General features: G+C 43.3%; 20 protein-coding genes, 1 riboswitch and 1 other annotated feature. Of the genes, 1 reads left to right on the top strand and 19 read right to left on the bottom strand.

Annotated features, from left to right (window positions below; translation table 11 throughout):
• Positions 1-5: 5 nt before the first annotated feature.
• The 19 genes from CXM95_RS07495 to purC all read right to left on the bottom strand — a co-directional run bounded on the left by CXM95_RS07495 (position 6) and on the right by purC (position 25374).
• A complete protein-coding gene (locus tag CXM95_RS07495) occupies positions 6-1205 on the bottom strand; it encodes an MFS transporter (protein ID WP_086317307.1) in 1200 nt (399 codons plus the stop codon).
• A gap of 162 nt (positions 1206-1367) precedes the next feature.
• On the bottom strand, positions 1368-2639 hold the full coding sequence (locus CXM95_RS07490; RefSeq protein WP_086317305.1) for an O-acetylhomoserine aminocarboxypropyltransferase/cysteine synthase family protein: 1272 nt from the start codon (positions 2637-2639) through the stop codon (positions 1368-1370).
• Between the two features lie 50 nt (positions 2640-2689).
• Positions 2690-2943 (bottom strand) — a binding site (T-box leader).
• 109 nt (positions 2944-3052) lie between these two features.
• Positions 3053-4459: a dihydrolipoyl dehydrogenase gene (gene lpdA / locus CXM95_RS07485; RefSeq protein ID WP_086317303.1), complete on the bottom strand. Its 1407-nt coding sequence runs from the start codon at positions 4457-4459 to the stop codon at positions 3053-3055.
• Positions 4460-4466: 7 nt separating this feature from the next.
• Positions 4467-6113: a dihydrolipoyllysine-residue acetyltransferase gene (locus CXM95_RS07480; protein WP_101698950.1), complete on the bottom strand. Its 1647-nt coding sequence runs from the start codon at positions 6111-6113 to the stop codon at positions 4467-4469.
• A gap of 25 nt (positions 6114-6138) precedes the next feature.
• Positions 6139-7116, bottom strand: coding sequence for an alpha-ketoacid dehydrogenase subunit beta (locus CXM95_RS07475; RefSeq protein ID WP_005230047.1), 978 nt, complete (start codon positions 7114-7116; stop codon positions 6139-6141).
• 2 nt (positions 7117-7118) lie between these two features.
• Positions 7119-8228 (bottom strand): pyruvate dehydrogenase (acetyl-transferring) E1 component subunit alpha, encoded by a 1110-nt coding sequence (gene pdhA / locus CXM95_RS07470; protein ID WP_005231936.1) that lies wholly within the window; start codon positions 8226-8228, stop codon positions 7119-7121.
• 434 nt (positions 8229-8662) lie between these two features.
• Complete coding sequence (gene mgtA / locus CXM95_RS07460) at positions 8663-11254, bottom strand: magnesium-translocating P-type ATPase (protein ID WP_005236382.1); 2592 nt, start codon at positions 11252-11254, stop codon at positions 8663-8665.
• A 187-nt stretch (positions 11255-11441) separates the two neighbouring features.
• A riboswitch (M-box (ykoK) riboswitch) is annotated at positions 11442-11613 on the bottom strand.
• Between the two features lie 398 nt (positions 11614-12011).
• Positions 12012-13112 (bottom strand): non-hydrolyzing UDP-N-acetylglucosamine 2-epimerase, encoded by a 1101-nt coding sequence (gene wecB / locus CXM95_RS07455; protein WP_042890118.1) that lies wholly within the window; start codon positions 13110-13112, stop codon positions 12012-12014.
• A 122-nt stretch (positions 13113-13234) separates the two neighbouring features.
• On the bottom strand, positions 13235-14212 hold the full coding sequence (gene guaC, locus CXM95_RS07450) for a GMP reductase (RefSeq protein WP_081487946.1): 978 nt from the start codon (positions 14210-14212) through the stop codon (positions 13235-13237).
• Positions 14213-14423: 211 nt separating this feature from the next.
• Entirely contained in the window at positions 14424-15338 is a 915-nt protein-coding gene (locus CXM95_RS07445) for an aldo/keto reductase (protein WP_016611032.1), read from the bottom strand.
• Between the two features lie 169 nt (positions 15339-15507).
• Positions 15508-16794 (bottom strand): phosphoribosylamine--glycine ligase, encoded by a 1287-nt coding sequence (gene purD / locus CXM95_RS07440; protein ID WP_101698949.1) that lies wholly within the window; start codon positions 16792-16794, stop codon positions 15508-15510.
• Positions 16795-16810: 16 nt separating this feature from the next.
• A complete protein-coding gene (purH, locus tag CXM95_RS07435; protein WP_101698948.1) occupies positions 16811-18346 on the bottom strand; it encodes a bifunctional phosphoribosylaminoimidazolecarboxamide formyltransferase/IMP cyclohydrolase in 1536 nt (511 codons plus the stop codon).
• Positions 18339-18923: a phosphoribosylglycinamide formyltransferase gene (gene purN, locus CXM95_RS07430; RefSeq protein ID WP_086317291.1), complete on the bottom strand. Its 585-nt coding sequence runs from the start codon at positions 18921-18923 to the stop codon at positions 18339-18341. The genes purH and purN overlap by 8 nt, the downstream gene beginning before the upstream one ends.
• Positions 18920-19966: a phosphoribosylformylglycinamidine cyclo-ligase gene (gene purM / locus CXM95_RS07425; protein ID WP_101698947.1), complete on the bottom strand. Its 1047-nt coding sequence runs from the start codon at positions 19964-19966 to the stop codon at positions 18920-18922. Before purM ends, purN begins: the two co-directional genes overlap by 4 nt.
• Positions 19967-20081: 115 nt before the next feature.
• Positions 20082-21506, bottom strand: coding sequence for an amidophosphoribosyltransferase (gene purF, locus CXM95_RS07420; RefSeq protein WP_016613330.1), 1425 nt, complete (start codon positions 21504-21506; stop codon positions 20082-20084).
• On the bottom strand, positions 21491-23719 hold the full coding sequence (gene purL, locus CXM95_RS07415) for a phosphoribosylformylglycinamidine synthase subunit PurL (protein WP_176462024.1): 2229 nt from the start codon (positions 23717-23719) through the stop codon (positions 21491-21493). Before purL ends, purF begins: the two co-directional genes overlap by 16 nt.
• On the bottom strand, positions 23712-24389 hold the full coding sequence (gene purQ / locus CXM95_RS07410) for a phosphoribosylformylglycinamidine synthase subunit PurQ (RefSeq protein ID WP_016613328.1): 678 nt from the start codon (positions 24387-24389) through the stop codon (positions 23712-23714). Before purQ ends, purL begins: the two co-directional genes overlap by 8 nt.
• Positions 24386-24658, bottom strand: a complete 273-nt coding sequence (gene purS / locus CXM95_RS07405) for a phosphoribosylformylglycinamidine synthase subunit PurS (protein ID WP_005230018.1) — start codon at positions 24656-24658, stop codon at positions 24386-24388. Before purS ends, purQ begins: the two co-directional genes overlap by 4 nt.
• Positions 24649-25374, bottom strand: a complete 726-nt coding sequence (purC, locus tag CXM95_RS07400; RefSeq protein WP_086372828.1) for a phosphoribosylaminoimidazolesuccinocarboxamide synthase — start codon at positions 25372-25374, stop codon at positions 24649-24651. The genes purS and purC overlap by 10 nt, the downstream gene beginning before the upstream one ends.
• A gap of 214 nt (positions 25375-25588) precedes the next feature.
• Between purC and CXM95_RS07395 the strand changes: the two genes are divergently transcribed.
• A complete protein-coding gene (locus CXM95_RS07395) occupies positions 25589-26023 on the top strand; it encodes a hypothetical protein (protein ID WP_086372827.1) in 435 nt (144 codons plus the stop codon).
• Positions 26024-26027: the final 4 nt, after the last annotated feature.

Below are 26027 nucleotides of genomic sequence, written 5' to 3'. Positions count from 1 at the left end.
ATCGATCATTCGCTTATGATCGCTAATTTTTTGTTGCTTTTAGGGATTTTTTTCACACCGATAAAGGTCAATGCAGCACCCAGAACGGCAAACCCAGTCCCAATCAAAAGCATTTCCCAGACACCAAAGCTTTGGATCAGCATCCCCCCTAAAAGGTTGCCGATCACGCCACCGATCGTGGTAGCGATAATGATAATCGTTTGTCCAAAAACCCGGTCTTCATCTGCCAAACTATGGTTGAACAAATAAGCAGAAGCAGGAATAAACAAGGCAAAACTAACCCCTTGCATCAAATGGCTCATTTCCATCAGGATGATGGAGCTGATCAACAGCATCAGCACCCCACGAATGGCAAAGGCAACACTGGACAGCAACAGCCAAAAACGGCTAGACCGTATCCTCACTAACTGTTCAAAGAAAATCATGCCCGGCAATTCGCATAACGCCGCAATCATCAGGGCGATGCCAACTTCCTTACTGCCACCGCCAATATCGGCAAAAATTTGTGCCAAAAAACTGTTGATCATCGTGTGGAAGCTGAAGAGAAAGCTAAATCCGACAAAGAGAAAGAGTAAAAAAGGATATTTTTTCAAAAAGGCACCTGAATGACTTTGTTCTGTATGCATCACGGGCATTTCTGGCTTCTTGATCGCTGGCAGCAAAAGCAAAATAATGAGAAACAAAACGGCTTGCCCGATAGCGATCATTGGTAAAAGGGCTGCCGAAAACTCCTCTAAGAGCTGCCCCAGTAAAAAGGAGGTACCCGCAAATCCTAGTGACCCACCGGCACGGGAAAAGCCAAAATTGATTTTGTTGCCGCTATTTGTGTATTCAAACGCCAAGGCGTTGAGAAAGGACTGCATGGAAACGAGCAAAATCCCTCCTAAAACATAGGTCAGTATTGATAATCCAGGGACCATCACACCTGCTAAGAGCACCGCGACCACGCCGATTGTCATCGTTTTCAAGACAACGATCAGTGGTACTTTGCTTTTTTTGATAATGACTTGACTGATGAAGGGCTGCAAAATCGTAGACGCAATATTGACTAGGGCTAAAATACCGCCAATTTTTGCTGGATCGACCTTGAAATAAATCAAAAAGAGTGTCGCAAAGCCATAGATTGAGCAAAACATCATCCAATAAAGAAATTGCAAACTTGTGTAGTAAAACCGAATCCTCTTGTCACTTGCATGATTACGCATACATCCCCCACCTTATCCATATTCCTTAGCAACTAAATATAGCATAGAACCGATGGATTTACTATCCTTCTATAAACAGAAACCGCAGTTTTATTTGAAACACTAACCCACAACAAAAAAGCGCAGCATAGTATCCTGCGCTTTTCCTACTGCTTCAACTATTTAGAGCTGTTGGAAGGCTTGCGTGAGATCTTCCAATAGATCGTCGATGTTTTCCAATCCAATGGATAGGCGAATCGTCTCTGGACGAATTTTGGCTGCTGCAAGTTCTTCTACGCTAAGCTGAGAATGGGTCGTCGAAGCTGGATGGATGATCAAGGACTTTGCATCGCCAACGTTCGCCAGTAGCGAGAATAGCTTAGTTGCGCCACAAAAGGTTTTGCTTGCTTCTGCCCCACCCTTTAATCCGAAGGAAAAGACCGAACTGGTCCCTTTGGGGAAATACTCCTGCGCCCGCTTAAAATAAGGACTGTCCGGCAGGGTTGGGAAATGAACCCAAGAAACTTCCGGGTGCTTGGCTAAAAATTCAGCAACTTGTTGCGCATTTTCTACATGACGTTCCATCCGCAACGAGAGGGTCTCGATGCCTAAAAGCAACACCCATGAATTGAAGGGAGAAATCGCAGCACCTGTATCCCGTAAAAGAATCGTTCGGGCCCGAGTGATATAGGCAGCGTTACCAGCGGCTTCTACCCATGAGATCCCATGGTAACTATGATCGGGATCGACCAGCTTGGGAAATTTGCCGTTTGTCCAATCAAAGTTGCCACTATCAATAATAGCCCCTCCTAAAGCAGCCCCGTGACCACCGAGGTATTTTGTCGTGGAATAAACGATGATGTCCGCACCATGCTCAAACCCTCGAAAAAGATAGGGAGTCGCAAAGGTGTTGTCAATGATGAGGGGAATCCCGGCTTCATGAGCGATCGCTGCAATCTTTTTAAAGTCGGCAATATCAATATCTGGATTGCCTAAAGACTCTAGAAAAACTGCTTTGGTATTTTCTTGGATGGCTGCTTTTAGTGCTGCCAGATCTTCACTATCGACAAAGCTTGTGGTGATGCCAAAATCTGGCAATGTATGGGCGAACAAATTATAGGTACCGCCATAAATTGAAGCGGCAGAAACGATATGATCTCCTGCTTGCGCGAGATTTAAAATTGCATAGGTGATCGCTGCTGAGCCAGAAGCCGTAGCTAACGCACCGACACCACCTTCTAATAGGGCTAATCGTTCTTCTAGAACCGCGGTCGTCGGATTGGTAATACGGGTATAGATATTGCCGCTCTCACTAAGACTAAATCTCGCTGCCGCTTGGTCAGCATCATCAAACACATAGGATGTGGTTTGATAAATGGGTACGGCGCGACTTCCTGTGGTAGGATCTGGTATTTGTCCTCCGTGTAATTGAATCGTCTCAAATCTTTCTGTCATACTATTCCTCCTTAATAATGCAAATAAAAAAGCCCTCTGATATCGAGATATCAAAGGACGTGTTTACGTGTTACCACCTTTATTCAAGCAGACTTTCCAGCATGCTTCTCAGCAAGTACGCGACAAATTAACGTCGTTATACTCTGACGCGATAGCGGGCGCACCCGGATCTCCTTATCTTTCGTACAAGTTCAGAAGATCACCTCTGAGGCCATTTTCGATTGATCCTACAAGTTCTTCTTGCACCTTACGAAGACTCTCTACGCTTGCCAAATCAATTTACTTTCCTCATCAACGGTTGAAATATTAAGAGCATCGTATCATTTCCAGAAGATTCTGTCAATAGGCCAGATCGTTTTATTTTTGGTGATAAAAAAACTCGTTCACCAAATGATGAACGAGTTTCACAAAGCTTAAATGTGGATTGGTAATCCTAGAGCTAACTCAGCAGCATCCATTGTGATCTCACCTAGAGATGGATGTGGATGGATCGTTAGCGCGATATCTTCTGCGTTCATGCCAGATTCAATAGCAAGAGCAAGTTCTGAAACCATATCGCTTGCTCCTAGACCAGCAATTTGCGCACCGATGATCACATTGTCTTCAACCGTTGTTACTAAGCGGATGAATCCTTCAGTTTTTCCTAGAGATAACGCACGACCGTTACCTGAGAATGGGAATTTGAATGCTTTTGCTTCAATTCCAGCATCTTTGGCATCTTTAATCGTCATACCGACAGAAGCCAATTCTGGATCAGTAAAGGCAACTGCTGGCATTGCTTTGTAATCAACGGAAACTTTTTTACCAGAGATTGCTTCAGCAGCGATTTTTGCTTCATAGCTAGCTTTATGTGCTAATGCAGCACCAGGTACGATATCACCAATTGCGTAGATGTTTGATACGTTGGTACGGCCTTGTTTGTCAACCGTGATCAATCCGCGTTCGCCTACTTCAACACCTGCTTGTTCTAAGCCCATGTCATCAGTATTTGGACGACGACCAACAGTAACCATCACGTAATCAGCAGTAACTGATTCTTCTTTACCATCTACGGCATATTTGACAGTTACGCTATCGCCATTGTCAATTGCTTCTTTCGCCATTGCGTTCGTAACGACTGTTACACCTTTTTTCGCAAAGTCTTCTTCAACCAATTTGACCATGTCTTTTTCATAGGTTGGCAAGATTTGAGGAGAGCCTTCAAGGATCGTTACTTCTGCCCCTAGGTTTGCATAAGCTGCACCTAGTTCAGAACCGATGACACCGCCACCGATAACAACGAATTTTTTAGGAACTTCTTTTAATGCCAATCCGCCAGTTGAATCAAGAACACGTCCGCCGAATTTGAAACCAGGGATTTCAATTGGGCGAGAACCTGTTGCGATGATTGCATTGTTGAAAGAGTATGTTTGTGCTGAATCTGGGTGGATGACACGCAATGTGTGATCATCAACGAAGAAAGCTTCTCCTTCAATCGTTTCTACTTTGTGTTTTTTCAATAGGAAACCAACACCTGAAGTTAACGTTTTAACGACTTTGTTGTCTTTCCATTCTTGTGTTTTGGTAAAATCAAGGGAAACATTTTCACTTGTTACACCAAACATTGTTGAATCCAAAGATTCTTGATAATGATGACCTGCAGCGATCAAGGCTTTTGAAGGAATACAACCAACGTTCAAACAAACGCCGCCGATGTATTCTCTTTCAATGATTGCTACTTTTTGTCCCATTTCAGCAGCGCGGATGGCAGCTACATAGCCGCCAGGTCCCGCACCGATTACAACTGTATCTAATTCAACAGCAAAATCTCCAACTACCATTTGTTAATCATCCTTCCATCATTAATAGCTCTGGATCAGCTAATAGACGTTTGATATTATTCATTGCTTGTTGCGCTGTTGCGCCATCAACGATACGGTGGTCGAAGCTTAATGAAAGTTTCATCACACGTCCGACAACGATTTCGCCTTCAGCGTTTACGATTGGTTGTTGCGCGATTGTACCTACACCCAAAATAGCTACTTCAGGGTAGTTGATTACTGGAGTGAACCAGCCGCCACCAACTGAACCGATGTTACTGATTGTGATGGTACCATTACGCATATCATCTGCAGCCAATTTGCCGTCATGAGCAAGTTTTGCTTTTTCGTTGATTTCATCAGCGATAGCAAACATGCCTTTACGATCTGCATCTTTTACGTTTGGTACATACAACCCATGGTCAGTATCTGTTGCGATACCGATGTTGTAATAGTTTTTGTATACGATCTCTTGTTTTGCATCATCGATCGACGCATTCAAGATAGGGAATTTTTTCACTGTTGCAGTCAATGCTTTTACAACATATGGTAAGAAAGTAAGTTTTGTGCCGTTTGCAGCAGCAACTTCTTTGAATTTCTTACGATTATCCCATAGGTTTGTTACTTCAACTTCATCATGCAAGGTTACATGAGGTGCTGTTTGTTTGCTGTTTACCATCGCTTTAGCGATTGCTTTACGTGTAGGTGTTAAGGCAACACGTTCTTCTAAATCACCTAAGTTTGATTTGAAGGCTTTTGCTGGAGCTGCTGGTTTGCTTTCAGTTGCTGCAGCTTTTGTTTCTTCTTTCGCAGGAGCTTGAGTTTCAGCTTTTGCAGCTTGTCCGCCACCTGATAGGAAGTTTTCGATGTCTTCTTTTGTTACACGTCCGCCTTTACCTGTTGCAGATACTTGGGAAATATCCACATCTTTTTCGCGTGCGAATTGACGGACAGAAGGCATAGCCAAGACACGTTTGTTAGGATCTGCTGCTTCAACAACACTTGCTGAACCAGAAGTTTCCACTTTTTCTTTTGGTGCTTCTGCAGGTGCGCTTGATGAAACAGGCGCACTGTTGTGACCAGGTGCGTCGATTTCAACTAAAACATCACCAACATTTGCAACTGTTCCTTCAGCAACAACGATGTTTTTCACTGTTCCTGTTACTGGAGATGGGATTTCTTCGACTGATTTGTCGTTTTGAACTTCAAGCAACGTATCGTCTTCATTGATGGTATCTCCTGCTTTAACGAACCATTTTACGATTTCGCCTTCTGCAATTCCTTCACCGATATCTGGTAATTTGAATTGGAAAACGCCTGCGCCTTCAGAAGAACCAGCTGATGCTTCAGCCGTTTCCGTTGTAGGTTCTGCTGCTGGTTTTGCTGGTGTTTGAGACTCTGCTGCTACACCTGCATCGCCTTCGTTGTCTTCATGTCCTGGTGCATCGATCTCAACAAGGACATCTCCAACGTTTGCGACTGTACCTTCAGGGACAACGATGTTTTTCACTGTTCCTGTTACTGGAGATGGAATTTCTTCCACTGATTTATCATTTTGAACTTCTAGTAAGGTATCATCTTCATTGATGGTATCCCCTGCTTTGACGAACCATTTTACGATTTCGCCTTCTGCAATTCCTTCACCGATATCCGGTAATTTAAATTGAAATGCCATTTTCTATTCTTCCCTTCTTCAACTATTAAAAGTTCACGATTTCTTTCACTTTGTCTTCGATGTCTTTTGCATTTGGCAACCAAATGTTTTCAGCTTGACCGAATGGGAAGATCGTATCTGGTGCAGACACGCGTCCGATTGGAGCTTCTAGTGATAGAACCGCACGTTCAGAAATTTCAGAAACGACTTGAGCGCCAACACCTGCTTGTTTTTGTGCTTCTTGAACGACAACCACACGACCAGTTTTTTCAACTGATTTGATGATCGTTTCAACATCAAGAGGAGCAACTGTACGCAAGTCGATAATTTCAGCGTTGATGTTTTCTTTCGCTAAGTTGTCAGCAGCTTTGATTGCTTCACGAACCATTGCACCATAAGTGATGATTGAAACATCAGAACCTTCACGAGTTACTGCTGCTTTGTCTAAAGGAACTTCGTATGCTTCTTCTGGCACTTCTTCACGGAATGAACGGTAAAGTTTCATGTGCTCTAAGAAAACAACTGGGTCATTGCTGCGGATAGAAGCAATCAATAATCCTTTTGCATCATATGGGTTTGATGGAATAACGACACGGATACCAGGTGATTGAGCGATCAATCCTTCCAAGTTATCTGAGTGCAATTCTGGTGTGTGCACACCGCCACCAAATGGTGAACGAATAGTGATTGGTAAATTACGTGTACCACCCATACGGTAACGAGTACGCGCCATTTGACCAACGATTTCGTCAAATGTTTCAAATACGAAACCAAAGAATTGGATTTCTGGAACTGGACGGAAACCTTCTAATGCTAAACCGAAAGCCAAGCCGCCGATACCAGATTCAGCAAGAGGGGTATCGAAGACACGATCTTCGCCGAATTTTTCTTGTAAACCTTCTGTTGCACGGAAAACCCCGCCGTTTTTACCGACATCTTCACCAAAGACTAAAATCTCTTTGTCATTTTCCATTTCAACAGCTAAGGCATCTGTAATTGCTTGAATCATTGTTTTTTGTGCCATGACTATTTCGACTCCTTCGCTTCGTAAGTTGCAATTTGTTCTTTAATGTTTTGTGGTTGTACTTCAAACATGTTTTTCAAGAAATCTGAAACTTTTTGTTTTGGCACGCGGTCCGCTTCAGCGATCGCTGCTTTGATTTCTTCTTTTGTTTGTTCAATGACTTGTTCTTCTTTTTCTTCAGACCAAAGTCCTTTTTCAGTTAGGTAAGTACGGAAACGTACCAATGGATCTTTTTGTTGCCATTCGCTGTCCATGTCTTTTGAACGGTAACGGGTTGGATCATCACCAGACAATGTATGTGGACCGTAACGGTAAGTCAAGGTTTCAATCAATACAGGACCGTTGCCGTTTGCTGCCCATTCACGAGCTGCTTTAGAAACATAGTACACTGCCAATGGATCCATACCGTCAACTTGGATACCAGGGATCCCAGCTGCTGCAGCTTTTTGTGCCAATGTTGGTGCCGCACTTTGTACTTCACGAGGTGTAGAGATCGCAAAACCATTGTTTTGGATATAGAATACAGCGTTTGCATGGTAAGCCCCTGCAAAGTTGATTGCTTCATAGAAGTCCCCTTGTGAAGAACCGCCATCACCTGTATAAGTGAATACAACATTTTTCTTGTTGCGTTTTTTCAATCCTAAAGCAACGCCGGCTGCTTGGACGTATTGTGCACCAATAATGATTTGTGGTGGCAATGCTTTTAAATCTTCTGGATAAAGGTTCCCAGCAACGTGGCCACGTGACCATAAGAAAGCTTCTTTCAATGGCAGACCGTGTTGGATCAATTGTGGTACATCACGGTAACCAGGTAATAAAACGTCTTCTTTTTCAAAAGCAAATTGACTTGCTAATTGGCTTGCTTCTTGTCCAGCAGTTGGCGCGAAGAAACCTAGACGACCTTGACGGTTTAACGCAGTTGAGCGTTGGTCTAATACACGAGACCATACCATACGAGTCATCAATTCAACTAATTCGTCGTCACTTAAATCTGGTACTAACTCTTGATTTACAATTTTCCCGTCTTTGTCCAAAGCTTGGTAAGTTGGAAAATCCGCATTGACTTGCTCCAAAATCGCTTGGAAATCAAGTGCTTTTTGTTTTTTTGCCATCTTGACACACTTTCCTCTCTGATATAAAAATTCACTTTCGTATGTAACAGGGTTTAAATCTGTACTATCGAAATTTCATTTACTCTTATAAATTATCATTTAACTTCGAAAATGACAAGTGAAAAGGGTATTTTTTTTAATAAAAGAATTCCCACTGTAGCAACTCTTAAGAAAACATTAGTGAAATTAATCACATTAAAGCAATCGCTTTCTTCAATTTTTTCTTTTCAGATTCTTTTTTTTATTTAAGAATAGTACAGCATCCACCATTCCGCTAAACAGATTTATCATTAACCTCCTTTTATCACTTGTGAAGGATTCGACTTGAATCAAAGCGAAATTTCTTAATATGAGAAAAAAATAATACAGAGAACGGATAAAAAGAAACAGATCGGCGATTCTCCCCCTGTTAGGAAGAACGCCGACCTGTTTTTTTAAATCCATTCTCTCGTGACATGAATGTAAATGCGTTTCGCAAACTCAACTGTTACTAAATAAGCTAGATTGATACCGACATACCATGGCCAGTAACTTGATGGCAGTGCTGCAAAATCAAAGACGGTATGCAATGGCGTCAAGATGACCAAGAAGCCAACTGCAATCGCTAGAACACTTGAAATCAAAACTGCAGGTGATGCGATACTTTTGATAAATGGTAATTTTCTCGTTCTGATCATGTGAACGACTAAGGTTTGTGTCGTCAAGCCAATCATAAACCATCCTGCTTGGAACAAGGCTTGCTCTTGGATGGTATTTGCACTAAAGACATGCCACATCATAAAGAAAGTCAAAATATCGAAGATGCTGCTGACAGGTCCAATGCCGACGGTAAACTTCAATAGTCCACCCACTTGCCATTTAACTGGTTTTTCTAACTCTTCTTTATCTACGTTGTCCCATGGGATCGTCAATTGGGCCATATCGTACACCAAGTTTTGAACCAACAGTTGAATGGACAACATTGGTAAGAAAGGTAAAAAGGCACTAGCAACTAAGATCGAGAACACATTCCCGAAATTCGAACTCAACGTCATTTTGATGTACTTCATCATATTGGTAAATACTTTGCGGCCTTCGATGACCCCTTTATCAAGGACATTCAAACTTTTTTCTAATAAAATGATCGAGCTGGCATCTTTGGTGATATCTGCTGCGGTATCAACCGAGATACCAACATCTGCTGTACGTAAAGCAGGCGCGTCGTTGATGCCATCTCCCATAAAGCCGACCGTATGGCCTGCCGCTTGAATGGTTTCAATGATTCGGGATTTTTGCATTGGATTTAATTTTGCAAACAGATTAGTTTTTGCAGCTTTCTCTGCTAACTCTTCATCTGACAGATGATCTATATCGGTTCCTAACAAGTATTCATCTGCATCAATACCAACATCTCGACAAACTTTTTGCGCAACGATCGCATTATCTCCCGTTAACACTTTGACATTGATGCCATGACCGTGTAAAGAAGCAATCGCTGTTTTTGCTGTTTCTTTTGCTGGATCTAAGAAGCCCATAAAGCCAATCATGATCATATCTTGTTCATCTTCTACAGAATAAACGGCATCTGCGTGGGCATCTCGTTTTACAGCAACAGTCAACACGCGCATTCCTTGTTTATTCAAGCGCAAATTCACTTGACGCAATTGTTTTCTCAATTGAGGAGTCAATTCCATCACTTTGCCATCAACTTCTACGTACTTGCAGACTTGTTCCATTTCCTCGGCGGCACCTTTAGTGACCATCAGTTGATGACCATCTGCATTGACAACAACCGTCAAGCGGCGACGTGAGAAGTCAAACGGAATCTCATCGATTTTTGTCACATCGTTAAATGGCGCTGCCAAGCCTTCTTCTTCATAGTAGTTTAAGACAGCAATATCCATCAGGTTTTTCCACCCTGTTTGATAGTAAGAATTTAAATACGTCATATCAAGGACTTGTTTATCTTCTACGCCAAATGGGTTTAAATGCTGTACCAGTACAACACGATCTTCGGTGATCGTACCCGTTTTATCGGTACATAGTACATCCATTGCACCTAAGTTTTGAATCGAAGGCAATTCTTTGACGATCACTTTTTCTTTTGATAAAGAGATCGCCCCTTTGGCTAAGTTACTGGTGACGATCATTGGTAGCATTTCTGGCGTCAAACCAACTGCTACTGCAATCGCGAAGAACAACGCTTCGCCCCAATCACCCTTGGTCAAACCATTGATCAATAAAACGATTGGGAAAAGAACCATGACCATTCGCAACAATAGCTTGCTGACTTTTGTTAAGCCATCTTCAAAGGTTGTTTTGCCCCGTTTCGTGGTCGCATTTTTGGCAATATCACCGAAGAAAGTACTTTGACCGGTTTTCAAAATAATGGCTTTTCCTTGACCACTTAAGACATCGGTACCCATGAAAACAAGATCTTGCATATCTAGTGCAGAAATTTGTTCATCGCTTTCTTTGATCCCAGCATCGACAAATTTTTCAACTGGCATTGATTCGCCTGTTAATGAAGATTGATTGATAAATAAATCTTTGGTCCAAATCAAGATCGCATCCGCAGGAATCATGTCGCCGGTTGCTAAGGTGACGATGTCTCCTGGAACGACTTCATCCATCGGAATTTCTCTCGTGATTCCATCTCGGGTTACGGAACAAGTATTTTCAATAAGTTCTTTTAACGCTAAGCTTGCTTTTTGGGAACGGTATTCTTGGACGAAAGTAATCATGACACTGGCTAAAATCATGATTCCCATCACGATCACTGCTTCAATATCGCCTGTTACAAAAGAAATAACCATTAATAATGCCAAAACTAACACAAAAGGATCTTTGAAAGCACCTAGGATCATCAACCAAGCAGGTGTTGGTTTTTGCGCATCCACTTTGTTTGGACCGTACTCTGCCAAACGTTCTGCAGCATCTTCTTCCGATAGCCCTTGGAAGGATGTCCGCATTTCCATCAGCAGTTCTCTTTCGGTCAATTTTGCCAGTAATTTTAGTTCTTGATCTTTCGATAGTTTTTTTAACATCTTTTTTTCCTCCTAGCACTTAGGAGTTGCTTACGCCACCCCTAGCGATTCGATAATTACTCCGCTGTTTCATCTGGGGACTGGGGTATTCCATGTGAATCTTCCTTTCTTTTTATTAGGTAAGTCACTGTGGAACATGCGTAAAAGACACAAAAAAACGCACGCTCCCAATAAGCATGCGTAAAAAACTCATGATCATTGTAGAGCTTTAGCACTATAGGGCGTAGATAGCAAATCTGCTATCAGCTACTTTGGGTTTAACCTTCACGATTAGACCTGTCCTACCAACTAAGTATCTCTCGATACTTTTGCGGCAGCAGCTTGTGTCCATATAGGAGCCTCACCTAACAATTATTTGTATAAAATGTCAGTTCGCCGGAAGTCTATCTTCCAACTACCCACATAATAACTGCTATCCTAGCCAATGTCAACCGCAACAATGGAAAAAAGCACCCTTTTTTCATAGATTTTCGTTGGTTTTCAAATGAAAGGTCTTACAATAAAATAACAACGTTAAAGAACTGGTGTGATTTTATATGTGACAAAACTTTTTTTACACGAACAGATAGAGAGAAATCCTCTCAGGGCAAAACCCAGAATTCATCAAGTCACTTCGGCTATCCCATTGAAGGAGAGAATGTAATAAATTTCCGAACTCGAATAAAAAATAGACAGCCATTTAAATAAACAGCTGCCTATTTCTCTTTCACATCCGATTCTGAAAAATGATTTTTTCGGTATTCTTTCGATCTAGCTCTCACGAAAAATGATCTGCTAAAATTTTCAAGATTCGCCGACTAGCTTTCCCATCGCCATAGGGATTTTCTGCATGTGCCATGGCATTGTAAGCTTCTGGATCCTCTAGTAGTCGCTTCGTTTCTTGATAAACCGCAGCTTCAGACGTACCGATCAGTTTTAACGTACCTGCAGCAATTCCTTCTGGGCGCTCTGTTGTATCTCGCAAGACCAAAACAGGAACGCCTAACGACGGTGCTTCTTCTTGGACACCACCAGAATCCGTCAAAATCAATGTGCTTTGATTGGCAACATTGTGAAAATCAATGACATCTAAAGGCTCAATCAGCGTGACATTTTCTAGTTCCCCAAGTATCTCCATAGCAATCCCTCGAACTTGAGGATTTTTATGCATAGGAAAAACCACTTTGATGGTTGGTTTCTCCTTAGCGATCTTCGCTAAAGCGCGGAAGACTTGCTTCATCGGAACACCTAAGTTCTCGCGACGGTGCATTGTCAGAAGAATCATGGTTTGATCTGCTGCAGAAAGTTCTGGATGCTGATAGTCCTCCGAGATCGTATAACGCATCGCATCAATGGCGGTATTTCCCGTTACAAAAATTGCAGCTTTATTGCGATTTTCCGCTAATAAATTTTCTTTGCTTTGGACAGTTGGCGCAAAATAAAAATCCGCTAATACATCGATCAGCTGACGATTGGCTTCCTCCGGATAAGGAGATTTTTTGTTCCATGTACGCAAACCGGCTTCCACATGCCCCACAGGAATCTGCTGATAGAAAGCTGCCGTCGCGGCTGCATAAGCTGTGGTCGTATCCCCGTGAACGAGTACGATATCAGGGGTTTCTTTTTGCAAGATAGGTTCCAGATCCAGCAAAACTTTGGTAGTGATTCCTGTCAAAGTTTGCCCTAAAGTCATAATATCCAGATCATAATCTGGTATGATTTCAAAAACCGTTAAAACTTGATCCAACATTTCTCGATGCTGCGCCGTCACCACAACGATCGATTCAAAACGCGGGTCGTTTTCCAATTCCTTTACTAGTGGCGCCATTTTGATGGCTTCCGGTCTGGTACCGAACACAGACATCACTTTGATTGTCATTTGGTCACCCGCTCCTCTACTTCTCATTGCTTCTATTATAACGAAGAAAACAGAAAAACAAAATGGTTGTTCCAACAAAAAAAAGAAACGACCGCTAAAAGGCCGTTTCTTCAGTATCCAGCTTAAATAGTATCTCCATTGAAAATCGAATTTTTCACGATTACGTAATCCACTTTACGAATCGATTCTAAATCTTTTCCACCTGCATAAGAGATCGATGACTGCAAGTCTTGCTGCATTTCAACTAACGTATCTTTTAAAGAACCTTTGTATTGAATCCAAATTTTCTTTCCTTCTACGTTTTTCTTTTCACCTTTTTGAAATTCTGATGCAGAACCAAAGTATTCTTTCATTACAACGCCATTTTCTACCTTGGTTTCCCCTGGTGATTCTTCATGCCCAGCAAACAATGAACCGATCATGACCATGGTTGCACCAAAACGGACAGATTTAGCGATATCGCCGTGTGTCCGAATGCCACCATCTGCAATGATTGGTTTGCGAGCAGCTTTGGCACACCAGCGTAATGCTGCCAATTGCCAGCCGCCAGTCCCGAAACCAGTTTTGATTTTTGTAATACAAACTTTCCCTGGTCCAATACCGACTTTTGTTGCATCTGCGCCAGCGTTTTCCAATTCACGAACTGCTTCTGGCGTTCCAACATTTCCAGCGATCACAAACGTTGCTGGTAAATGCTTCTTGATGTGTTGAATCATATTGATCACGGCGTTTGAGTGACCATGGGCAATATCGATCGTGATAAAATCAGGAACAAGCTCTTTCTCAGCTAGTTCTTCTACAAAGGCATATTCATTTTCTTTGACACCTACGCTGATAGAAGCAATCAAGCCGCGGCTTTTCATTTTTTTGATGAATGGAATCCGTGCTTCTTCATCAAAGCGGTGCATAATATAAAAATAGCCATTTTCAGCTAAAAATTCTGCGATTGAATCATCAATAATTGTTTGCATATTTGCAGGAACAACAGGCATTTTAAACGAGTGTCCGCCTAATGTCACCGTGGTATCACATTCTGAACGGCTGTTCACGATACACTTGTTAGGAATCAGTTGTATATCTTCGTAATCAAAAACTTTCATGTCAAACATAAAAAATATCCTCCAAATCTTACTAAGAGTGAAGCAAGCATCAAATGGCATCAGCCTATTTTTAACGCCCACAACAATTTAAACCACCTGGAAATGAAATACAAGCTTTTTAGAAATACTTTTTGAAAAAAAAGGATGAATGTTCGTCTTTCGCGAACATTCATCCTTATAACAACTGAATAAAACGGAATTTACGTATAAATTAAGGCAAGATGTTCCCTGCTGCTTTATACACTTCATACCATTCATGGCGGGTCAATACGATCGAAGAAGCTTGCGCGATTTCTTCGATTCGATGCGGGGTCATTGTTCCGGCAATCACTTGCATATTTGCTGGATGACGTAAGATCCACGCAGAGGCAATACCTGTCGGTGTCGTTTGATACTTGTCCGCTAGTTCGGTCAATTTTTCGTTTAACTCTGGGAATTTCTCGTTACCGATAAAGACCCCTTCGAAGAAACCATACTGATACGGAGACCAAGCTTGGATCGTCATCTCATGCAAGCGAGAATATTCAAGAATTTCTCCATCATGATCGACACTACCAGCATCCGTCATGTTGACATGAATTCCTTGATCGATCATTCCCGTATGCATGATCCCGAATTGCAGCTGATTCGCTACTAAAGGTTGGGAAACATATTTTTTCAATAGCTCGATTTGACCAGGTTTTTGATTGCTGACACCGAAGTATTTCACTTTGCCGTCTTTTTCTAATTGATCAAAGGCAGCTGCCACTTCTTCTGGTTCAAACAAAGTATCAGGACGATGCAGCAATAGCGCATCCAAATGATCGGTTTTCAATCGTTGCAAACTGCCTTCCACAGAAGAGATAATATGCTCTTTCGAAAAATCAAACATTTCACCAGGAACGATGCCACATTTTGATTGAATGAACAACTCTTCTCTTTTGGCATCCGTTTTTGCTAATGCTTCCGCAAAAATCGTTTCACACTCCCCGCGTCCATAGATATCGGCATGGTCAAAAAAGGTAATGTCATTTTCAATCGCAGTCGTCAAGACCTTCACAGGATCTTTGGCATTGTTGATTCGCATCAAGCCTAAAATCACGCTAGATACTTCTAAATCAGTGGGACCGAATTTAATTTTTTTCACGTAAAGTTCCTCCTTATTTAAGCTACACTCCTATTTTAGCACAACAAGATGAAAACGCTATACCAATGTCAAAAAAACCTCCCATAAAACGAAAACCACCAGCACAACCGATCGGTTCTACTGGCAGTCCTCCTTTACTTTCAATTTGCATTACGCATTGAAACGTTCTTTACTTCATCGCCTTTGATGAGTTGCTATAGTGTAAGGCTTTGTCACCAATGTCATTTCGATAAAACAAACCCGACAAAGGCAATTTATTGATTGCTTCATAGACGTTCTTTTGGGCAGTAGCTAAATCCTCAGCTGAAGCTTCCACAAGAAAAACACGACCACCAGCTGCCGTCAAATCGCCTTGATCAGCAGTCTCCTCCACTCCTGCATAAAAGAATTGCGTTCCTTCTCCTTCTGGGCTTGGGACAGGCATTCCTTGCTGATACTTGCCTGGATATCCTTGAGAGGCAATCACGACACCGATCGAAGCCGATTGATTCCATTGGATCGTAGGTACTTGGTCCTGTAAGAGATCATCAATGATCTGGGCTAGACTGCTTTCTAAGCGACTTAGCACGACTTGTGTTTCTGGATCGCCAAAACGCGCATTGAATTCGATGACTTTCGGTCCATCATTGGTAGCAATCAGACCTGCATAGAGAATCCCCGTAAACGGTGTATTGTTGCGAATCATCCCTTTCGCTGCAGGAAGTAAAACTTCTGCTACCGCTTGATCGACCATTTCTTGCGGAATCTGCGGTACCGGCGTATAAGCCCCCATACCTCCTGTATTCGGACCTAAATCGCCATCGAAGGCACGTTTATGGTCTTGGGCAATGACCATTGGATAGACGGCTTCGCCCTTCACAAATGCCAATAGCGAAAACTCTTCTCCAGCCAAAAACTCTTCGATCACCACTTTTGCACCACTTTCATCGAAAGCATTTTGCTCTAGCATCGCTTCGACAGCCGCATTCGCCTCATCAACGGTTTCAGCGACGACTACGCCTTTGCCCGCAGCTAAGCCATCCGCTTTGATAACGATTGGTGCACCTTTAAGCTGGATATATGCTTTTGCTTGCGCACTATCTGTAAAACTTTGGTAGTCTGCTGTCGGAATCTGATTGTCCCGCATCAATTCTTTGGCAAACTCTTTTGATCCTTCGATCATCGCTGCTTGTCGATTGGGGCCAAAAATTTCCAAGCCCGCCCCCTGAAAATCATCTACGATGCCATTTAGCAACGGAACTTCCGGACCAACGAAGGTCCAATCAACCTCCTGCTCTTGAGCAAAAGCAATTAGACTTTCATGATCGGACTCTTCAATTGCGACTGTCTTGATCCCGTCTTTTCGCATACCGGGATTACCCTTCGCACAAAAGACTGTTTCCACTTGAGGATCCTGCAGAAACTTTTTTGCGACGGCATGCTCTCTACCGCCACTACCAATAACAAGTATTTTCATCGTCTTCTCCTATTTCTTAGTGTTTGAAATGACGAACACCAGTAAAGACCATCGCCACACCGTATTTATCTGCCATGTCGATCGACTCTTGATCTTTGATACTGCCACCAGGTTGAATAATCGCTTTGATTCCTTGTTGCGCTGCATATTCAACACTGTCATCCATTGGGAAAAAGGCGTCGCTTGCCAGCACTGAACCGGCCAATTTATTGTTTTCACGGGCTTGTTCGACGGCGATTTTCACCGAACCCACGCGGTTCATTTGACCAGCGCCGATCCCGACGGTTTGCTGTTGATTGGCTAAAACGATGGCATTAGATTTCACGTGTTTCACCGCTTTCCAAGCAAATGCCAAAGCTGCGATTTCTTCTGGTGTCGGCTTTCTCTTTGTCACCACGGTCCAATCTTCTGGTGTTTCCATTTGATCATCTGGTTCTTGCACCAATAAGCCCCCAAGGACAGAGACAACTTCTGGCTGTTTGGCTGCTTTTTCGAAATCAACAACCAGCAGGCGCAGATTTTTTTTCTTCGTTAAGATTTCTAGTGCTTCTTCTTCAAATGCAGGTGCAATGATGATCTCAAGAAAAATTCGCTGCAGTTGCTCCGCAGTTGCCACATCAACTGGACGATTCAAAACAATGATCCCGCCAAAAATCGACACTGGGTCTGCTTCGTAAGCTTCTTGGAAAGCTTCAGCAATCGTTTCTCCACTTCCGATCCCACAGGGATTCATGTGCTTGAGGGCTACTGCAGTTGGCTCTGTAAATTCTTCTGCGATCCGCAAGGCAGCGTCAGCATCTTTAATGTTGTTGTAAGACAATTCTTTGCCGTGGATTTGTTTTGCGCTGGCAATCGAATATGGCACGGGTAATGCGTCTTGATAGAAGGAAGCTTTCTGATGACTATTTTCACCATAACGCAATGTTTGTTTCAAAACATAGGTTTTCGTCAAGGTCTCTGTTTCTGTTTCAGCCACCGCTTTGGTCAAGTATTCACCAATCAAGGCATCGTAAGCTGCGGTATGGCGGAAGACTTTGGCAGCTAATTTCTTTCTTGATGCCAACGTCGTATTGCCTTCCTTCAGCTCAGTTAAAACCCAGTCGTAATCCTTGGGATCAACGACAACAGTTACTGAGGCATGATTTTTCGCCGCAGAACGCAGCATACTTGGTCCGCCGATGTCGATATTTTCGATTGCGTCGGCTTCTGTGACGTCAAGCTTACTGATGGTTTCTTTAAATGGATAAAGATTGACGACAACAAGGTCGATCGGTAAAATGCCATGCTCAGCCATTGCCTCCATATGAGAAGGCAGATCACGCCGTCCTAACAGACCACCATGCACCCGTGGATGTAGCGTCTTGACCCTACCATCCATCATTTCAGGAAATTCTGTGACCGCTTCGATGCCGATCGGTTGAAGCCCCGCTTGTTCCAAGGCCATTTTTGTCCCGCCAGTTGAGATAATCTCAAATCCTAAATTGGTCAATTCTTGGACAAATGGTACGAGTCCTTCTTTGTCAGACACACTGATTAATGCACGTTTATTCACGATTCGATAGCCCCTTTTCCACGATTTCAGCTAAAACAGCTGGATAGATTTGATGTTCTACTTGATGAATTTTTTCTGTCACATTTGCTAATGTATCGTCGGTGTCGATCCGAACGATTTCTTGGGCAATGATTGGCCCTGTGTCAATGCCGGCATCGACATAATGAACCGTCACTCCCGTCACTTTCACGCCGTAAGCGAAGGCATCGGCGATCCCAGATTTACCTGGGAAACTCGGCAACAAGGAGGGATGGATATTGATGACTCTGCCTTCATAAGCGGATAATAGAGTGTTGCCGATGATTCGCATATACCCTGCTAAAACAATAAAATCGATGGCATGATCCTGCAATTCTTCGATCAGTTTATTTTCAAAGGCTGCTTTTGATGCAAATGCCGCTGGCTCTATGACAAGCGTTTCATAGTCTCTCGCGCGGGCTTTTTCTATTACTGGCGCTGTAGGTTTATCGGAAAAGACCAACCCGATCTGCGCTCCTTTGATTTTATTTGCTTGGATCGCATCGGCGATTGCTGTAAAATTGCTGCCCGTTCCAGAAGCAAAGACAGCGATCCTCATCGGACTGCCTCTTTGAAGCAAACGGCTTCGTTGTTACGTTTGGTCACTTTACCGATCCGGTATGCTTGTTCTTCATTGGCGGATAGAAGTGCCATCACAGCCGCAACATTTTCTGGCGCAACGGCTAAGACCATACCGATACCCATATTGAAAATCTCGAACATTTCTTGATGAGGAATCGCGCCATGAGTAGCGATCATATCAAATATTGGCAACTGCGGCCAAGTGTCTAAGGCGATTTCTGCCGCAAGTCCTTCAGGCAGCATCCGTGGAATATTTTCAACAAAGCCGCCACCTGTGATATGAGAAATTCCAGCTAACAATCCTTCTGTCAATAAAGGTTTCAGTGCATCAACGTAAATTCTCGTTGGCGTCAAAAAACTTTCTGCAAGCGTTTGGTTGCCAAGTTCCGCAAACGTTTCTGCTCCTGTATAGCCATGCTGTTCAAAAAAGATTTTTCTGACTAAAGAGTACCCATTGGAATGAATGCCTGAAGAAGGCAAACCAATCAGCTCATCGCCCTCTTTGATGGTTTCTCCAGTGATCAACCGACTTTTTTCGACGATCCCTACGGCGAAACCAGCAAGATCATATTCTTCCGGCTGATACATCCCCGGCATTTCAGCGGTTTCTCCACCAATCAGGGCAGCCCCCGCTTGCACACAGCCCTCTGCGACACCAGCAATGATTTGTTCGATCTTTGCCGGATCGTTTTTACCAACTGCAACATAGTCAAGGAAGTAGATAGGTTCTGCCCCTTGAGCGACGATATCATTCACGCACATCGCGACGCAATCAATGCCGATCGTTGTGTGCTGTTCTTGTTGGATCGCCAACAAAAGCTTGGTTCCTACACCATCAGTCCCAGAAACGAGTACCGGTTCTTTCAATTGGTACGATGATAAGTCAAAACAGCCGCCAAAGCCCCCGATTGCCCCCATCACGCCTAGTCGTTCTGTTCGTTTCACATGCTTTTTGATCCGTTCGACTACTTCATAACCGGCTTCGACATCGACACCGGCTTTTGCATATGCATTTGCCACGTTCGTTCCTCCTCAATCATTCATCCGCTTTTCTTCATTCAGCTCATTCGTCGTTAACGCAAGTAAACCAGCGGTCCTTCACTGCTTCGTTTGAAAAGCCATTTTTGCCTACAATTTATTCAGCTAAAGACGCGAGATAGTTTTCTTCATAATCATACAAAGGGGTTGGATAATCGCCATTGAAATAGGCCATACACAATCCTGAGTAAGGTGCGTCGAAATCTAAACCGATCGCTTCGATCAACCCGTCTTCACTTAAAAAGGCCAAAGAATCTGCTTCGATTTTTTCACAAATCTCAGCTTCCGTATATTTGGCTGCGATCAATTCTTTTCTTGTTTGAATGTCGATCCCGTAAAAACACGGATAGCGCAAAGGTGGCGAACCGATACGCACATGAACTTCTTTGGCACCTGCTTCTTTTAGCAGTTGCACGATACGGCGGCTGGTGGTTCCTCGGACGATCGAATCGTCGACTAGAATCACTCGTTTGCCTTCGACTACGCCACGAACAGCTGAGAGCTTCATTCGCACGCCTTGCTCTCTTAACTCCTGTGTCGGTTGAATAAACGTTCGTGCAATGTATTGATTTTTTACTAAGCCCAATTCATAAGGAATACCTGAAGCTTCTGCGTACCCGCTGGCAGCAGATAAGGATGAATTCGGTACACCAATGACCATATCCGCTTCGATCGGCGCCTCTTTTGCCAAGCGACGGCCCATATTTTTACGGGCACGATGAACATTGACGCCAGCGATGTTGGAATCAGGACGGGCAAAATAAATAAACTCCATCGAACAAATCGCCGGTTGTACTTCTTGGGTATACTGCTCGATTTGAATGCCTGCATCATCAATGATCACGACTTCGCCCGGTCGGACATCACGAATAAATTCCGCACCGATGACTTCCAACGCACAGGTTTCTGAAGCCACCACATAAGCACCATTGACCATTTTCCCGATTGACAATGGCCGAAAGCCATTGGGGTCTAGTGCTGCGATCATGGCATTTTCCGTCAGTAAAAGGTACGCAAATCCACCTTTAACTTGATTTAATGCCTCCTTGACCCGATCCATAAAAAGCGGTTCTTCGCTGCGACGGATCAAGTGCATGAGAATCTCTGTATCGGAATTCGAGTGGAAAATCGCACCAGCCTCTTCTAATGATTTCCGTAGACTTTTCGCATTCGTCAAGTTGCCGTTATGAGCTAAGCCAATCTGCTGATCAAAAAATTTGAATAAAAATGGTTGAATATTATCAACGCTACCATTACCAGCAGTTGCGTAACGAACGTGACCAATGGCAGCATCTCCTGTCAGACGCTGGAGGACACGTTCATCCGAAAACACTTCCGCTAGCAAACCTAAATCACGGTGACCATTGAGTTTTCCCGCATCATTCGTGACGATCCCAGCACCTTCTTGGCCGCGATGTTGCAAACTGTGTAGTCCGAAGTAGGTGACACGAGCGGCATCTGGATGACCCCAAACACCAAAAACCCCACATTCCTCGTTGAGGCTCTTTACTTCATTAAACATGGAATGGCTTCCTCCCATTTCAATTTCGCCTCAGTAAGGGGCATCTCGATCGTATCATCTTGTGCTTGCATGCGAATCTGGCCATCAGCAGTCACTTCCCCGATCGCTATTGCAGCAGCACCTACCAGTGCTTCAAAAGCTGCTTGCTTATCAGGTGCGACTGAAAGCACAAAACGGGATTGGGTTTCTGAAAACAATTGTGCTGCTGGCAATGACACGGTCACATTTAGACCAAAGCCCTTGTCAAAAGCGGATTCGGCTAAAGCGATCGCTAAACCACCTTCGGCACAGTCGTGGGCACTTTGAACAAGACCTGCTTGGATCGCTGCGGTAACCAAATGTTGGTTCGTTTTTTCTGTTTCAAGATCAAAGGACATTAAACGCCCAGCGATCTTTCCTGTCTGCAGTTTTTGCAATTCAGACCCATTGAAATCAGCATGGGTTTCCCCTAGGACATAGATCACATCCCCTGCTGCTTGGAAATGCTGCGTCGTGATATGCGCCAGCTCTTCGATCAATCCGACCATCCCAATTACAGGCGTTGGATAGACCGATTGTCCGTCCGTTTCGTTGTATAAGGAGACGTTCCCAGAGATTACTGGTGTCTCTAGTACACGACAAGCTTCTGAGATCCCGTCAGCAGCCGTAGATAACTCCCAGAATCCTTCTGGTTTATCTGGCGAGCCGAAGTTAAGGCAGTCAGTGATCGCCAATGGACGCCCACCGGAAGCGACGATATTTCGAGCAGCTTCTGCAACTGCGATCTGTCCGCCGACTTCAGGATCTAAGTAAAGGTAACGAGCATTACAGTCAGTCGTCATCGCCAAGGCTTTATTGGTTCCCTTGATTCGTAAAACGGCCGCATCACTGCCGGGTCCTACCACGGTATTGGTACGAACTTGCGAATCGTAGGTTTCAAAAATCGAGCGTTTCGAAGCGATCGTCGGCTGCTGCAGCAGATCCGCAAATACAGACGTTGCTGAATGAATCACTGGAACAAAGTCCGGTGTTTCCTTAAACACTTTGATCCGTGCTGGTTCTGCCATCTCTTTGTAGTAAGTCGGTGCATCTTCAGCTAAAGCATCCACTGGTAAATTAGCGACTTTCTGTCCATGATGGAACAAACGATAGTTGCCATCATCCGTCACTTCACCGATCACGACTGCTTCTAGATCGTATTTCTTAAAGAGAGCTTCCACTTCAGCTTCATGCCCTTTTTTGACACAGATCAGCATCCGCTCTTGGGATTCTGACAACATCATTTCATAAGGCGTCATATTGGTTTCTCGTTGTGGAACATCATCTAATGTTAAGCGCAAACCTGATCCGGATTTTGATGCCATCTCGGCACTAGAAGAAACCAATCCAGCAGCACCCATATCTTGAATTCCGACTAAAATGTCCGAATGATCCACGATCAATTCCAAACAAGCTTCCAACAAAAGTTTTTCCATAAAAGGATCACCGACTTGTACGGCGGAACGTTGTTGTTCTTCTCCTTCGACAAATTCTTCCGATGCAAAAGTCGCCCCATGTATCCCGTCGCGTCCTGTTTTTGCGCCGACATACATGATGGTGTTCCCAACACCTTTGGCCTGCCCTTTTTGAATATCCTTGTGGGCAATGATCCCTACACACATGGCATTGACTAACGGATTGCCTTCATAACAAGGATCAAATGCCACTTCACCACCGACGGTCGGAATCCCGATACAGTTGCCATAGCCACTGATCCCAGCAACGACTTCTTCCAAAAGATATTTCGTTCTTGGATTATCTAACTCACCAAATCGTAAGGAGTCTAAAACAGCAATCGGTCTTGCTCCCATACTAAAGATGTCGCGGATGATCCCACCAACACCAGTTGCTGCTCCTTCATAAGGTTCCACCGCAGAAGGATGATTATGGCTTTCCGCTTTAAATACGACAGCTAGATCATCGCCGATATCCACGATGCCCGCACCTTCTCCCGGACCTTGCAGTACTTGCGGCCCATCTGTCGGGAATTTCCGCAAAACAGGTTTGGAATTTTTGTAAGAACAATGTTCACTCCACATCACTGAAAAGAGTCCAGTTTCGGTATAGTTTGGTAAACGTCCCAAAATATCTTCTGAGATCATCCGATATTCTTCTTGGGTCAATCCCCATTGCTCGTATAATTTCGTATCTTTGATTTCTTGTGGTGTAGGTTCTTTTACGATCATTTTATCCATTTACCGGCACCTTCCCAAAATTTTTCAATAATGAAGCAAAAAACTTCTTGCCATCTTCTGAGCCTAATAAACTTTCCATCGCTCGTTCTGGATGAGGCATCATGCCTAGGACATTGCCTGCTTTGTTGCAGATACCAGCGATATTGTGTAGACTGCCGTTGACGTTATCTTCATAACGGAAAACGATTTGATTGTTGGCAACCAATTCCTGATAAGTCGTTTCATCACAATAATAATTGCCCTCACCATGAGCGACAGGAAGCGTAATGACTTGATCCGTTTCATATTCAGAAGTAAAAGCTGTTCGATTATTCACTTGCAGACGGACCGGCTTGCAAATAAAATGCAATGATTCATTTCTTTGTAAAACCCCTGGTAACAAGCCCGCTTCCGTTAAAATTTGAAACCCATTGCAGGTACCAAAGACAGGTTTGCCTTCATTTGCCAAACGAATGACCTCTGACATGATCGTAGAAAAACGGGCAATCGCTCCGCATCTTAAGTAATCACCATAAGAAAATCCTCCTGGAAGCAAAACACCGTCAAAACCGGCTAAGCTTTCTGCATCATGGCGCACATATTCTGCTTCTGCCCCCATGATATCTTTGATTGCCCACATCAAATCAACATCACAATTTGATCCAGGAAAGACGATCACTGCAAATTTCATAGGGCTGCTTCCTCCATTTGAACTATTTCATAACGGTAGGTTTCCATATTGACGTTTGCTAAAAGTTTGTCACAGATCGCTTCAATCTCCTCTGCTACTGCTGCTTGTGTTTGATTGTTGGAAGGTGTCACTTTGATTTCAAAGTATTTCCCGATGCGAATATCACTGACATCTTGATATCCTAAGCGATGAACAGCTCCTTTGACGGCTTCTCCTTGAGGGTCCAAAACAGATTCCTTATAAGTGACGTAAACTTTGACTAAATACATGTTGAATTCTCCTTTTCTAAACGATTTAAAACTTCTTCATAAACAGGAACGATGTCCCCTAAATCACGACGATAGACATCTTTATCAAGATGTTCATTTGTACCCATATCCCATAAGCGGCAAGTATCTGGTGAGATCTCATCAGCCAGGAGCAACTCGCCCTTCTTGGTTTTGCCGATCTCGATTTTAAAATCGATCAGTTGAATCTGGATACTTGCAAAGATTTCCAGTAACGCAGCGTTGACTTGTAGCGCCAGTTTTTTGATCTGGTCCAGTTCCTCTTTTGTAGCAAGACCCAGATAGAACACATGATCGTCATTGATAAACGGATCATCTAAGCGATCCTCTTTGTAGTAAAACTCCACGATCGGCTTTGGCAGTTTGGTTCCTTCTTCGATGCCCAAGCGCTTTGAAAAACTACCAGCAGCCGTATTGCGAACAACGACTTCTAAAGGAATCATGGTGACAGCTCGAATTAATTGTTCGTGTTTAGACACTAATTGAAGAAAGTGACTTGGGACATTTTTATCAGCTAAACGCTGAAAAAGATGCGCAGTGATCTGATTGTTTAGGGCACCCTTCCCTGCGACTGCATCTTTCTTTAAACCGTTCAGCGCAGTTGCTTGGTCCAGATAAAGGACTCTCAACACATCTTCTTCGTTGGTTTTAAACAATTTCTTGGCTTTTCCTTCATAAAGAAGCACTTCTGATTCCATATTCCACCTCAGTTAAGTATTATTTTTCACATAGCGATGACACACATCTTTATTTGTTTATTATTCTAACAACGCTGAAAAAGCGGGTCAACGATTATCTGTACATTTACACATTAATAAACACGAATGTTCGCCTTTTATCCCGTCAAGTAAGTTTACCTCTCCCGTTTGACTGGCGAAGGGTTTTATAAAGCGTTTACAACATTCTATTTTCATGCTATATTTAGGTCGTATTGTAGCTACATTCAAGGAGGAGTACTATATGTGGTCGCTAAAGAATCGTGCTGAACTTTTTTTAGCTCATCTAACAGACAAAGAAAAACAACATCTCCATAACGAATTATTGGCCGTGCAGCAAATCCTTTCCATTAACCAACAAACGAGTTTCTATGTATTCAGTCCCTTCAAAAAAGGGGCACGTCCTCACTATGCAGAAGAACAAAAAAGAGTTCTACAATTTCAAAATGGCCGCAATGACGAATTGATCATTCACCAGATACATCGTCAAAGCTTATTTAAACATACGTATTCTTTCCGTATTTATTTTAATTTAGAAGAAATGGACTTTTCTTTTTTAGACGATCTTTTGCATCTTTTGAAGGAACAAAGTCAAGCCCCTACCTTTAACTTAAGTCACGCTACGCACTGACGGG

This window comes from Enterococcus sp. CR-Ec1 (genome assembly GCF_002850555.1).
Classification (GTDB): Bacteria; Bacillota; Bacilli; order Lactobacillales; family Enterococcaceae; genus Enterococcus_D; species Enterococcus_D entomosocium.
The sequence above is the reverse complement of the archived record's forward strand: the minus strand, read 5'-3'. Positions and strand labels throughout refer to the sequence as shown.